Raw genomic sequence first — 13,793 nt, 5'->3', positions numbered from 1 at the left:
GTTAACTTGTCCGGATGACACCGGAACGCTTGTCCGAATGATGCCGGAATCGCTGTCCGGATAGACCGAAATACGCATTTGTCATTTATCAATCCTTCATAAATAGTTCTTTTGTAGTTAAACATTAACTTTTGTTGGAATTTGAACACGAGGTTTCAATTCAGTAAGAACATCATAATCATTTAATATGTCAGAAAAAATTTCTTTATGCTTTGGGCACTCTAAAGTTATCACCATAGCGTATTTTACTGATTTCGCTCTTGCAGAGGATATACTCGCTCCTGAATCACGGGCTATATGATGTATTTCAAAAAACGGGTCATCTAATGACTTAGGATTTTTCTTACGCTGGTTATGCAACACAGTTTCCCACTTACCGGCATCTCTCCTTAATTCAGCTTCGGTAGCTTTCTTCACTTGTTGAAAAAAGCCCTCTTTGCGATTTTTAGAAGAGTTAGGGCACCAGCTTATTTCGACTCCAGATTTCGTGTACATAGAACTATCTTGCGGATCGACAGGCGTAACAAAGCAGCATGTCGCCTTAATGATTACTTGTCCATTTAGCCCATTCTTGGGAAGCGGTAACGGGGCTTTCATATACTTTCCAGGCTTAAGTTCACCTTGATATAAAATCCTCGCTGTTCCAAGTGGAGACTCTAACAGCGAATCTATTTCCTCAGGAATCCTTCCCCAACCTACATCAACTGCATTCAAACCATTTGTCTCAGCTGAATTTATAAGCATTGCCTTTATCGCAATGGGAGAAATACTTTTTCCCATCAATGCTTTAATACCTACGGCTTTTCTTAAGAGATACGGAGAAGCAAAACTTGTCCCCAATTGAGGAGTAACATTGGCCGGGTTGCTCCCGTCTAGCACATGAAAATACTCTTTATGATCTCCCCCAAAAGCTAGCAAATCGGGTTTCGTAACCCCAGGAGAGCGTCCTGGACCAACAGCACTATATTTTGCTCTATCCCAAAAGGCGGATGAAGAATTTGCAGATCCTACTGCAATACTATTAACACTATCTGCTGGTACTTGAACTCGATTTAAACCTAACTCCGCATTGTTATTTCCATTATTTCCTGCAGCAATACAAACTAGTGTATCGCTGTCATAGATATTACTATCAATCAAGGATGTCCAGGGGTGAATTTCATCATCATCGACTGAATACTCTGGACCCAAACTAAGGTTGACGAAGTCATACTGGTTCGATAGTAAAACCTCTTCAATATATCCAAGAGTTTTGTATAGCTCATAAGGGTTTTCATTTCCAGTCTCATGATCAAGAACCCTGTAATGATCTACAGGAGAAAAAGGTCGTTCCAGGGGCTGGCTCGGATCTATACTGCCAAACAAAAATGCAGAAGTAACTGCCATACCATGTGCCACAGCATCACTGTCATCAGTGCCGTTTGGATTCGACAAGATATAGTTATTAATCCAAGGCTTCATCAAGCAATCATTAGCTATACCACCATCTAGAATAGCTACCTTGATATCACCAGCAATTGCAGGCTCTTGAGGCAAAGCCGGAGACTCCGAAACAGCCATGCGACTGACAAGAGGCTTATATGATCTAAGCCGAGATACATTTCTTATGACTCTCACAAAAGGGTGGTTAGCTAATAACCTTAGATTCTCAACTGAACCCTGCATTGGAATGAATAGTAAATTAGAAACTGAAACCGCATAGTTTTTAGCAATTTCAAACCCAAGTTCTTCGGCGTAACTATAAAATGATTTCTCAATATTACTATTTTCATTTTTCGGAATTAACTGAAATACAACTTCAAAGTAATTATCATGCCTGTGTTTATCTAGTTTTAATTTATCTTCTGGTTGTACTACTTCAAAACTCCATACCCTCATTAGGTCCTCTACACCTGGATCGCCTAACTCGACTAAATTAAGACTATCAGCAAGAGCTTCAAATGCTGTTATTTTTCCTGCAACAAAAATCCCAGTTGAAGGTGAAGCTTTTGGCTCACCCTCTCGAGTCCATTTATCTGGCGTTACTATTTCGCTTTTACTTCCTAAAGATTGAAAGTCGACATTACGCATGAGCTTAGTCGGAAAGTGTCCTTTAGAAATATATGATGGATGCATTGTAAGTTTGGCCACAGAGTAACCGTCAGGCGCTAAATTCGACGAGCCCCTCTTCATATCATCCACAACACTATTCAACTGTGGTTGGAGCCTTGATATTACTTCATCAAGCGTATATATCGCATTATTATTTGGTTTCATTTTGGGAGGAGGAACAATAGACGTTAATTCTTCAGCTTTCCCTATAATATAGTTCTTGTTAGCCATAAATTATTCCTTAATAAGCTCTTTTTCTATGCTTCCTTATCGTGTCTCTACTAACGCGCATACGTCTGGCTGCTTTTACCTGAGTTAACCCAAAATCCTCGACCAATTTAACAGCCCATTCAATTCTCTCTTTTTGCTCTAATGAATCGTTATCCGGAATTATTAACTCCAATAAATTATCATTAGCAGTCTCCGGCTCTAAAATTCGTTTTTTCCTTAAACTAACCACTTCTTTTTTGATATCACTATATGAGCATCCCTTCAACGATTTAGCTAGAACATCAATGAAGTTTTTAAACTCATCTTTATCATTTCCCAGAAAATACTCAACTGCTTCTTGCGTTTGTTGTAAAGAAGGCAGGGGGAACTTAATGACAAAATCAAAGCGCCGCCATAAAGCAGGATCAACTAATTCGGGGTGATTTGTCGCAGCGATTAGTAATCCGTGTGAAGGCCATTCTTCTATTTCTTGCAGCATTATCGTCACCAATCGCTTTAACTCACCAACGTCGGATTCATCACTACGCTTTTTAGCTATAGCATCAATTTCATCTAAAAAAAGTACGCAAGGATGATTTTTAGCATACTCCAAGACATTTCTCAGATTATTACCACTCTTTCCTAGATAGCTACTCATTACGGCAGTTAAATCTAAAGTATATAGAGGCAAATTTAGCTTCTCTGCTAACCAAGCTGCACTAATTGTCTTACCTACTCCTGGAGGCCCTTCAAAGACTAGGGAGCTACTCGGCTTCAACCCAAGCTTTTCAAGCTCTTCAGACTTTGCCCTCTCCTTTATCACCTGCTCAAAAACACTAATTACATTTTTGCTTAAGAGAGGTTCACGCCCATCATTACTGGTTAGGCCTGATTGCTTGAGCAAAGGAATTCGATTGTTATCTGCGTCATTTCCAACTTCAAATGGGTTTTCACCGTTAAATGAAGTTTTCCGCATCACTCCGCGAGTTTGTGATGGTGATTGCTTAAGTAAACCTTCCAACTCTTCGCTAGTTTTAGGATCTTCTTTACGTATTTTTCTAATCTGTTTGGCAAGGTATAGTCTTACATCTGACTCTCTTCCAGACAGAGCTAATTTTGATAGCGCAATAAATTCTACCGAACCCAACATAAGTGACTAATTTCCGTTGATTTAAAATATTCTAGTCATTTTAGACCCCAAACCCTTTTAATTCAACGTTTTTAACGTGACTAAAAAACACAAAAAAACAAGAAGCTAGTCATTTTGCTTTATTTTCGAGAGAAACTTATTAGCCCAACCACCAATCTGATCAGTTGGAATAGCTCCTCCCCCCGCTCCTTCATTCTTAGGGTGATTAATACTAAACCGGTCTCTTTCAGAAAAGCTGACTTTTATAAGTTCTGCTGGCCAACTCAACCCTCCTTTTGTTATTCCTTCAATTAAATTAGTCCAAACTAATGCCAGCAAGTCAGAAGACGTCACGAATATCTTAGTCGATAGTTGACTAAGCCCATCCGAAGTATCGACCTCCAAAATATACGCATGTCGCCCCTCATAACTCACCTCAGCGCAACAAATGACCCTAGGTTCACCGTTCTTCAATAAATGCTTTTGACCTCGTCCTGACTGCGGCAGAGCCGTTGTTTCTTTTGTTAGCAAAGTCACTCCATTCTTCTGAAGTAATTCCAACATGTGATTAAAGGCCTCAAAGCGACTCTCGCACATTCGGGTTAAATCTGTCTCGTCGGTAGGTCCCGAAAAGTCAGCCGCCGGCAGTTTCCCGCCCTCAGTGGGTTCGTCTGTGCTGACTTCTTCACTGGCAACTTCATTGGGTTCAGGGTTCGAAGCTCCAGTATCACTCTCGACTACCTGATTCACTTTGGCAGTTTGGGTGTGCCCAAGAAAGTTAATGGTGTGGGTGTCGTTTCTCAAAATAACGGGTTCGTTATTATTCGATGAAGTTTCGTCATCATTGATTTCATGCTCATCAGGACGATGCGTCCACGGAGAACCGTTTGGCGTACCTCCAGTTCGTCTATTTTCATAGCGTTTAAAGGAGTCGTGCTGGAACAGCACTCTATCTGGCAAGCTTCCGTGAAAGGTTAAATCAGTAATTTCTTCTACAAAGAACTTATTGTTGGTTTCATCCGCTCGACCATGGAAGGTAAAAGACCAACCGAGCATTTCAGGCGGTTCAAATGAAAACGTCCACATTTCCCAGCCGTTATTCACTCTGGAGAACAGCTTATAGTGCCGGAAAATGCTTTCAAATGACTTACGAGCATTACGATCTGTCAAAAGCCAGGCCAGCATCCGTCGGGTACCGGCATCATCAAACGCGTTTTTTGGAAAGGCGGATAGCTTTAAAACATTAACAATCACCTTTCCTTCGTTTAAACGCTCCTGGACGTCAAACTCATGCGTTAATGTTTCTGAGGTAAGTGCCGCCCGGCACAAATAGCCGGAATGTAAAAACAAAACACGGGCAAGCTCTAGCTGTGGAATGATAAAACTTGGCTTCCCGGGCGTTTTTATCAGGAATCCTTTTTGGCGCGATTCAGCTTTTGCAAGTGACCCGTAGGCAAACTCCGGAAATTCGCTCAAATTACATTCACTAATTATCGACTCTCGAGTGATTGAGCATGAAGCTCTGTCACGCTTAGGCTTGTCGTCTGTGGCATTTAGCACCCGCCCGCGGGCAAGCATGGGTAAGTTTGAGAAGTTGGCATGACGCTTATTCTGTATTGGGCTCAACCAGGCATTAATACGCCAGTATTTTGCTGTCGTGCTTCGGAATAGATCGCCAAGATGAAGCAGTTTCGAATTGTTCTCAATGTTTTTAAATCTGTCCGCCACGAAGAATAACCTCTCTTAAAAACTCATCGGCTTCATCAGTAATCCGCTCGATACTTAGCCCGGCCAGCCTTAACAAACGCCAGTGAACCAACTCTTCATGCTGAAATAGCAGTTGGTAAGCCGCGTAAGTCAGCCTTCTTATTTGATAATCCGTTATGGATTCCGAGTAGGTATCCAGACAGTGATTCAGTATTGGAAGCTTGGTAAGATTTTTAGCGCATGAGCGGCCATGGGGAAGGTGATTGATCAACCAAAGCTTCGATAACCGGGGAGCGCTTAGGTCAAGGTCTTTTTCAGCTATCAACTCTAAACATTGTCGCGTTAGTGCTAAGTCGCGATAATGCCAGTTTATTGGCTTGTGGCCGTTACGCTTCAACCTCCTACTTGTGTTAAAAGCGATTAGCCATTGCCGGTCATGCCGATAAAGCCATGCATAAACGCCGCCATCGGCAAGCCTTGCTTCCTTTATTTCTAATCTTCGCAGTAGTAATTGCCACTTCGTTCGATAGATATCAGCTTTTCCTTTGGTCCTTTGTTTAACAACAAGGCGAACAGGGACAACTCGCTTTTTCTTTACTTGCTCCAGTGTTTCCGCAACCGTAGCTCTCAATTTCAATGCCTGCCAAACCATTAAATGCTGCAATGCACTGAATGACTTACGATGCTTACGGAAAATCGTTCTCAGCCAGTTCGTGTCACTTTTGACGTCAAAGCCCAAATTAAGCTCTTGAAGAACAGACGGCGGAAAGCAAGTCAGCAAGGCTTCAGCTACCCGCTCATGGTCTGCATAACGACCTCTCGCCATGGCATTGTCAGTCGCCAGCGCCTGATAAAAAGACGTCCATTGGTCAAATGACGGAGACACTATTGCCGGTAGTGATAACACCTCGTTTGCTGCCGAGCATAACTTAAGCAAGCCAGGGTGAACTTCCCTGGTTACTTCCGGCTCTTTTGCTATGGTTTTAGGGCATAAAACGTAAGCGTGCCGGTGCTCTTGCCAACTTGTCGATAAACTATTCAAGCAGGCAGAGCACACGCAGGTATTAAGCCCGGGAATGAACCAACGCCGATCCCAGAAGGTTTCTCCATAATTTATGATCTGCTTTTCCATACATGAAGAACAAAGACGAAAGTGGTTTACTGCTTTTACTCGTGAAGCAGCAACACCAAGCATCATATGGACTGCACCGTTGTTAAATCCAGACATCAGTTGTATCGCGTGCTGCCGAACTGGCTCAGGTACAAACGGTGCATAAAAGGGGAATAGGGTATGTTGGTAAATCAGTTTTTCAGCAGAGTATTGTCCTGTTTTTGCCAAATGTTGGCTGATCGTTTTGATATGGCTGGGTAAATCTAAGGTGGAAATTACCTTACGGTTGCCAAAGACTTCATCGAGCAACTGTTTAGGGCTGGAAATGGCCTCATTAACGCCTGTCCTCGCTATGACACTGTAAATCAGCTCATTAGGATAGGGGACAGGAACATTTGCCATCTCAGCCGACCTTATCCATCCATTTATTCATCGGAAATATGAGCCCGGACGAATCAATCGTTTCATAAGCTTCGTCTTTAGAGCCGCTTTGCGAGGAAAGAAACCGCAGATCTTCTGTCGGTAATGTATGCCACTCATCTTTTTTCAGACGCTTAGTCTTTTGCTTCTTGGTTGATGCTTTTACGTCACCATGCTCCGGAGCGGAGAGCCATGTCGATACAATGGGTAATAACTCCTGAAGCGATGCACCTGGGTATTCTTTAAAAGCGCGTTTAACCGTTTCAAGAAGCAGAGAGCTATCATCATATCCAAACTGGCTGAGCATCATGTACAGCCGCTTTTCATCATCGGACACGAGCTCATCCATTTCATCAGAGGCAATCGCCGCCTCATCAATCTGGGACTGCAATTCAAGTAGCCGTTTATCCGTATCTTTTAACCGCAGGTCTGAGTACTCTGCTATTTTTTCTGCGTCGTTCGATCGAAGTGCTGCCAGCATAGGGTGCACCGGGCCCAATTCATCCTGATATACTTGTCGCAATAAACCCGATGTTATTCGCTCTATTCCCGTCGCTATGGCTCTTAACTGGGCTAAAACAAATAATTTAACCACAATATCCAGTATGCCCTGGCTTAAGTCATACCAAGTGTTTCTGATGTCATCTGTTAACAGTTCATCGCGATGTTTGAGCCATTGGAGTTTCCAAAGCTTATTAGAAAACGCGTGCCATTCACCCGGGTGACCATTGGACTGATATTGTTTCATTGGCTCCCAGAAAATCGCGCCAAACCCCGCACTGCGTCTTGCTGAACGCAAGTCATCCTCAAATATTTCCTTCGCTTTAGGCGTGCCAACAAGAACAACAGGTAAACCGATGGTATTCACTAAAGTGACGAAAAAATTCAGCATTTTCTCAGAGCCACCGGACTTTGATCGGTTCAAGTGCTGTATCTCATCAATGATAAGAACACCCAAAGCATGCGAATTGGCAATCTGAGCCATAATGGCCAGCATGTTTTCTATGCTGTGGCGCTTCATACCGTAACGTTGTTCATAGTGCGTATTCAGAACCCGGTCTAATGCTCTGAAAAAGTTCTGACAAATACCTTTAAGAGAGCCATCAAACGAACAATCAACTTTTAGATAAACGACCTGTTCAAGGTTATAGTCCGGATGGTAAATGACTTGAGGATAACCGGAGAGTACCCGACCAATGGTTGTCGTTTTTCCACTGCCGGAGCAGCCAATAATCGACATACTTTGAGCGGTTGATTTCACCTCATCAAAGCGAAAGGCCGATAGGTCGCCTGTTAATAATCGCTCGTAACCATTCTGAAGGTGCTTTTGTCGTGACCCATTTTTTGGATTGCGGCCAACATAGCCTCCACGGATCATGATGGACAGCTTCTCTTCCAGTTGCACGTGTGTTGATAGCGGTTGAAAGAACTCATCGGTCAGTCGACTAATTGAGTGAGCTCTGACGTGTCCCGAAGCAAGTAAATCCTCCGATCGACAATGAGCATCAATTTTCAAAGACTCGGCTATATTTTTTACCGACTTTATGGGTGGTAGAGCCTCAATCAGAGGGTTGCCCCGGTAACTTTCAACGCCGGTATCATGATAACCAGCGGTTATTGATTCAATGCCACCAAATGTCATGAGTTCGGCTCCGAGTCATCACCAAACAGCTCTGAGAGATAATCAGGGTAATCGTAAGTCTCTTCGCTTGAGTGCTTAATCGGAACCACTTTAGCGGGTTCTTTCTTATTCTCTCGCTCAGGACGAACCGCAGTATCACTGCGCTCTTGCTCTCTGGCTTCCGCTTTATTTTTCTTTATGTTGCGAATACGCTCAGCATCACTGCTTTTTGAGCCAAAGTCCCGCTTAGTCGCTTTTTTAACCTTATCTTCAATAAGCTGATCAAGTTCCCGGGCTTTAGGTGCGTGCCCCAGCTCAGCTTTTGCATAAGTCCCTTTGATAATTGTCTGCTTTTCCCAAACTTGCTTCCAGGTAAGGTTGCGAAACTCGCGGCTTCGAGTCGACAAGTCGCAGATCCAGAACAGTTTCTTGCCAACTTCCGGAAACAAGTAAATGTGGTTAGCGCTTCCCGGGTCGTAAGCTGCCATAAGCCCTTTAGGTCTTTTAACAGACGAATCCCGATGCATCCACCCGGCTTCAATCAATTCCCGGCCGGTATATGTCAGACCCCAAAGTTTTACGCCCTGCTCAGAAACCGTAATTTTCTTTCTCGGCAATAAAACGACCCGGGCAAGGTTCACATCGACATTGCGAAGTTTTCCAACACGGTTCTGAATACCCCAGTTCCAAAGGTGAATAGGGATTGAAGGAACATCTTCCGGAATATCCGCTGCCCGGTCATACTTTTTCATGGGCTTATTCAGGTTGTGATTAACAATGGCGCTTAGCATGATTTCAGTGAAGTCATTCATAGGAATTTTAGCGGCCACACGATAGTCCCTCTCACCATGCTTTTTGATCCGGTTGCCTTCAACAACACCCGGCAAATATGGTTTAAAAGTGCCCTGAATGGTTTTAAAGAATCGCTCCACTATCCCTTTAGCATCTCCACGACGGGGCGGCGCACTCTCCAGCCGAACGCCCAGCCCTTCAATCAAATATTGAGCCTGATGGCTCATTAACTCACCTCTATCGGCAAGAACAACATCCGGCAAACCAACTGACGGCCAATCTTCCGGCGAAATATCGATACCGTACTTCTTACACACTTCGGTTTTATCGCCAAAACTGGACGTTAAAGCCTTCATTGCAACAACATAAGACGGGTTATCTACGCCAATATAAAACCCCGTTACCATTCGACTAAATACATCAATCACCATGTATATGGTTGGCCGCCCGATGACCTTATCCGGTTCCTCATCATCAACCAGGTAGATGTCAGCGATTGTTGCATCAATTTCATAACGACTACCCGGGCCTAATGCTTGCTCCGTTGCTGTTCCATGTAACGGCCTTACGTCTTTGCGATAGTTAGTTACTGAAGTTTGTGCAATAAGCTTGTCGGTTTTTTCGTATTCACGAAGATAAAAATGCTGAAACTGTCGATAGGTCGGTATCTGCTCTTCACTGGCATCTGGGTTTGCGAACTTATAAGCCGAAGCAAACTTCCGGTACGCATAGCTGACAGACATATTCTTGTCGTTCAGCAATACCGTTTCTATCGTGCGTCGGAACAGTCGCCGTATATCATCATTTAACGGCACCGTGGTTCCCGGACTGTGTATTCGGCGTTGCCCGGGCGTTTTATCTTTAAAGCTTCGAGGTTTACCGGCCGCACCAGAATTCTTAAAGTCAGGCAACAATGCATTTTTAAGCTGACCTCGTTGCCAGTATCTTCTAAGGTACTTGTAGAGCGTGGGAACACTGACCTTCGATTCTTCAGCGACACTTTTCAGAAGAGCAGCACGCTCTTTTTTAAAATACATTTTCTCATCTGCGATGATGTCTTTAATCGCTTGGTAAGCTTTTTCACGGTGTTTGTAGTCAGAACTACCTTCTTGCGGTGTAATCACCTGAAGTTCAGCGAAAGGGTCTTCAACACGCGTAAGTTCACCCGCAGCAACTAAGTCCTCGAGCACATCAATATGCTCTGAGGTGGGGGTTCCTTTATTCTCATCAATGCAAAGCCAAACAAGCCGGGCACTCTCGACGAATAAGATGCGGTACCGCTTACTGTCATACTCAACAACATCATTAACTCGCCACATTCACCGCACCTCCCAAGCTTTCTAACTCATGACACGTAAAGTCTTTCCCACTCAGTTTTCTGAATGGCTTTCTGACATCAAACGTAATAACCCGGGATGCACAGAGCACCCTTAAATCATAAAGTGACTCACCCAGCTCAAGGTCGTAAGCCCGGTCAATCGTCTTACACAGCTCAATAATATTTAACCCCGGGTTGTCGGCTACAGCTGCTTTAAACATCGCCAAACTCGACGCCGTGATAACCTTATCACCCGATTCCAGTTCTCCTTTCACAACATACAGCCAGTCAATGTTTGTCTTGGCCACCGGATCGATTTCGCGTTCAGTAACTAGATACCAGGGAAGCTCCTTCTGCTTCCAGTACCGGCGCTCAATCTCTAGCTTCTCAATAGTGCGCGCATCACCAAGGCTATCTGTGTACTTGGCTTGTAGAACAAATTTGGGCTCTGATTTGTCAGTAGAATCCACTAAAAAATCTGAAGACATAACCGTGTCTACACCATTATTGGCAGGGTGGGGTAAGTTATTTTCCCGGGCAATATTTCGCGTGTCATCACGAATCAAAGGGAATTGTTCACGTATATCGGTAACTGAAGGATTGTTATCAAGCAGAAGGAATACAGCAAATTCGAGATCAGAAAGTAGATGGTGGATGCGTTTGGTGAGGTGAGAGTAGACCTGCCGGGATCGCCCTAAAGAAGCAAGCTCATCGACCCGCACCCAAGGGCTGTAATCCGTGCCGGAGCCAGATCCGCGTCCTTCCTTTATTCTTTTCGCAATCTGCGTCTCGCTCAGCGAATATTTTGATTTTGCCATGTCATCAACTCGATCTGCTTTGTTTCAGCATAACCAAATACATTCATTAAGCAAGACAGCTACCTAAAGACCTCTCGGCTAAAGTAAGTCAATATTCCGTAGTAACAAACCACCTAAAGCTGTTGTTCTAAGAGACTGCCTTTTGAACTCACCTGACAATTTGTCAAACTCAGGATTCTTATTTTTATCAGTTTTTACTTTACCGCTAATAAGCCCAAGCCTTTCTAAGTGAGCCTTATAGCTTTTTTGAAGGGCCTCTTTGTCGATCTCGTTCTGGTCACTTCCTAGAGCCGCTTCTACCGGTCCAAGTACATCCTTGTGAAGGTCTCTGAATTCGTCATCTCCACCTAGTGATGGATTGCTATAAAACCTCAGCCAAATAACCTCAATATCTGACAGCTCTGATAAAATTCTGAGTAAGTGATGAGACTCCGCGTATTCAATGTCCTTGCTATTTAGGCTAGTGGCTAATAAGGAAGCCAAATACTCTCGTCTGTCGTCCGTGGTTGCCCGTGCCGCTTGTCTTAGGCTTTCCTCAACTAAATCCGTAAACTCTTCGTTTTTTATTTCACGCTCAAAAAATGAATGTTCCAAGTGAGAAACTCTTAACTCCAGTTTCCGCGCAAAATCAGCTATACGATCAACTCTTTGATTAGGTATGACCGTCCCTGCAATTTCCGATAATAATGAACCTGCAACAGGAACTGCCCCTAATACAGATTTTAGACCGGACACAGTATAGTCATTGGACGAGGGCTTTAACTCATCAGGTAATCTATTGGTCGACTTCACGATAAATCCTTAAGTCACTTTTGTTAGCTCTTGCTATATTTCCATGTCGTCAGGAAATATGTGCTGTATTGCAATTTGCTCAGAGTGCCTTTCCGCCTCGTTCTCGCTATCGCCTGGCATAAAATTAACGTCGAAGTCCTTCAATAACTCGAAAGTCTGATCCCCCCTATATGGGTTATCTATATGCCCTTGATAATAAAGCTGGTAAAGCAGTATCCAATAGTTATCTTTCGTATAGTCATCACTATCCAATAGGGTATTTACAACGCCGTGGATCGATTCTTGATATCCCATAAAGTGAGAAAGAATAGTTATTCCCAAGCAGTCCATGCTATTGATTACCTGAGTTACAGCCTCATTCGAGGGAGTTAAATCATTGGTAAACATCAAATAAAGTGGCCAGCATATGCCATCACTGCGGCGTTTAGCAGAGTTTTCTTTAACAAGTTCGTTTAATTCTTTCTCGTAAACCGAAACGTCAACATCGTAATTTCTAGCTAACCTATCGAGAAACGGAATCAACACAGGATAGTGCCAAGCTAAGCCCACCACTTCTTGAAGCACGATATCAGCTTTATGTTGTTCAACCCTATCAACTACAAGCTGGAGAGCATACTTTAATACGCTTCCATCGGGGGTTCTCCCATTGATCTTTAAGGCATTGTTGATAAATGTGATTATCGCTGGAGTGCTTATAACTTCCCGAGTTTGGTTTTCATCCTCATACATATAGCTTTGAGGGAGAATTCCTAGCAACTCCAGAACCCATTCATCGTCATTAGGAAGAGGTAAAGCCTTAATGTTTGTTTTTGATAGGTTTAACGAAAGTTTAAACTCGGAGAGGTATCTTTCTAAGTCGATTATAAATGACTCTGCTTCAATGTCTGACTCACAATAACACGTGTAATCATCGACATACCGTTCAAATAAATAACTCTTCTCTCTCAATTTCGAATCTATCTCAGAAAGAATTAGCTCTACGATAATAGAGGAAGTCCCTGGGCCAATTGGAATTCCCTGAGTTTCATTTCGCTTACACCAACGAACTGAAGAGTCGATTGCATTGAACCACTCGTTAGGTTTTCTATTTTTTTTTGCTTCCTCTAATCCAACTAATGCCCAAGGGATTGAATGGCTATAAATACTATTGAAACAATTCGCGATATCTGATGAAACTATAAACTTCTTTGCAAAACTCAACTTGTTTAGCCGGCTAGTTTTGTTTAGTCCATTCTCATAGTTCATTACGAAAACTCGACCATCTTCCCTTATTTCAGGCTTTACTTGGCTATTCGGGTTATCGCAAATATTCCGTATTTTCTCCCAACTACTAAGTATCCTCTCAACTAAAACTGAATATGGTTTCGGGTGAACCAAGGCTAGTGTACGCGGTACATTGTTATATCTGGTTGCTCTAAACTCAACTAAATCGAAACCATTCTTCTTTCTGCTTGGACCGTTATCAGCTTCCGACAAAGCTTTACAGACCTCTGGAGTAAACTGTCTAGAAGAAAAGCAGGGGGGCAACTCACCCATTACTTCCTTTTGGTTTGGGAAATAATTGTAACAGGTAAGCGCGACGTACAAATCACGTTCATCATTATAAGATCTAGTCACTTAAATATAATCCTGCTTAAACAGTTATCTAATCACATTAATACAAATTCACTGTATTTACAGGTAAAGATTTTGGCTAGCTCAAAAGGAGCTCAATATTTAACAACTTTAATGTCTCATTTAAGATCTTTAATGTTTATTAAGAACTTTAATGTACGCCGACAAAA

At 43.0% G+C, this 13,793-nt stretch carries 9 protein-coding genes; all 9 read right to left on the bottom strand.

Annotated elements, in window-relative coordinates; genetic code table 11:
- Window positions 1–117: 117 nt before the first annotated feature.
- A complete protein-coding gene (locus RBK99_RS09105; RefSeq protein WP_317504288.1) occupies window positions 118–2,322 on the bottom strand; it encodes a S8 family peptidase in 2,205 nt (734 codons plus the stop codon).
- 10 nt (window positions 2,323–2,332) lie between these two features.
- Window positions 2,333–3,451 carry an AAA family ATPase gene (locus tag RBK99_RS09100; protein WP_317504287.1) on the bottom strand — a complete coding sequence of 373 codons (1,119 nt, stop codon included), beginning with the start codon at window positions 3,449–3,451 and terminating at the stop codon, window positions 2,333–2,335.
- A 105-nt stretch (window positions 3,452–3,556) separates the two neighbouring features.
- Entirely contained in the window at window positions 3,557–5,158 is a 1,602-nt protein-coding gene (locus RBK99_RS09095; RefSeq protein WP_317504286.1) for a Tn7-like element transposition protein TnsE, read from the bottom strand.
- Window positions 5,142–6,650, bottom strand: coding sequence for a TnsD family Tn7-like transposition protein (locus RBK99_RS09090; RefSeq protein ID WP_317504285.1), 1,509 nt, complete (start codon window positions 6,648–6,650; stop codon window positions 5,142–5,144). Before RBK99_RS09090 ends, RBK99_RS09095 begins: the two co-directional genes overlap by 17 nt.
- Before the next feature lies 1 nt (window position 6,651).
- The gene (locus RBK99_RS09085) at window positions 6,652–8,310 is read right to left on the bottom strand and encodes an AAA family ATPase (protein WP_317504284.1); all 1,659 of its coding nucleotides are present in this window, start codon (window positions 8,308–8,310) and stop codon (window positions 6,652–6,654) included.
- Entirely contained in the window at window positions 8,307–10,400 is a 2,094-nt protein-coding gene (locus tag RBK99_RS09080) for a TnsB C-terminal domain-containing protein (protein ID WP_317504283.1), read from the bottom strand. Before RBK99_RS09080 ends, RBK99_RS09085 begins: the two co-directional genes overlap by 4 nt.
- Window positions 10,387–11,217 carry a TnsA endonuclease N-terminal domain-containing protein gene (locus RBK99_RS09075; RefSeq protein ID WP_317504282.1) on the bottom strand — a complete coding sequence of 277 codons (831 nt, stop codon included), beginning with the start codon at window positions 11,215–11,217 and terminating at the stop codon, window positions 10,387–10,389. Before RBK99_RS09075 ends, RBK99_RS09080 begins: the two co-directional genes overlap by 14 nt.
- A gap of 78 nt (window positions 11,218–11,295) precedes the next feature.
- Entirely contained in the window at window positions 11,296–12,009 is a 714-nt protein-coding gene (locus RBK99_RS09070) for an Abi-alpha family protein (protein WP_317504281.1), read from the bottom strand.
- Between the two features lie 33 nt (window positions 12,010–12,042).
- Window positions 12,043–13,626 carry an antiviral reverse transcriptase Drt4 gene (gene drt4, locus RBK99_RS09065; RefSeq protein ID WP_317504280.1) on the bottom strand — a complete coding sequence of 528 codons (1,584 nt, stop codon included), beginning with the start codon at window positions 13,624–13,626 and terminating at the stop codon, window positions 12,043–12,045.
- Window positions 13,627–13,793: the final 167 nt, after the last annotated feature.

The organism is Idiomarina solivarensis, from assembly GCF_033052755.1.
Classification (GTDB): Bacteria; Pseudomonadota; Gammaproteobacteria; order Enterobacterales; family Alteromonadaceae; genus Idiomarina.
Note: the sequence above shows the minus strand (reverse complement) of the source record. Positions and strands in the feature narration are given on the sequence as shown.

Bases quoted from the DNA above. Each gene is read 5' to 3' on its own strand.
- RBK99_RS09090 (WP_317504285.1), bottom strand. From the start codon at position 6,650: ATGGCAAATGTTCCTGTCCCCTATCCTAATGAGCTGATTTACAGTGTC.
- RBK99_RS09100 (WP_317504287.1), bottom strand. From the start codon at position 3,451: ATGTTGGGTTCGGTAGAATTTATTGCGCTATCAAAATTAGCTCTGTCT.
- RBK99_RS09080 (WP_317504283.1), bottom strand. From the start codon at position 10,400: ATGTGGCGAGTTAATGATGTTGTTGAGTATGACAGTAAGCGGTACCGC.
- RBK99_RS09105 (WP_317504288.1), bottom strand. From the start codon at position 2,322: ATGGCTAACAAGAACTATATTATAGGGAAAGCTGAAGAATTAACGTCT.
- RBK99_RS09085 (WP_317504284.1), bottom strand. From the start codon at position 8,310: ATGACATTTGGTGGCATTGAATCAATAACCGCTGGTTATCATGATACC.
- RBK99_RS09075 (WP_317504282.1), bottom strand. From the start codon at position 11,217: ATGGCAAAATCAAAATATTCGCTGAGCGAGACGCAGATTGCGAAAAGA.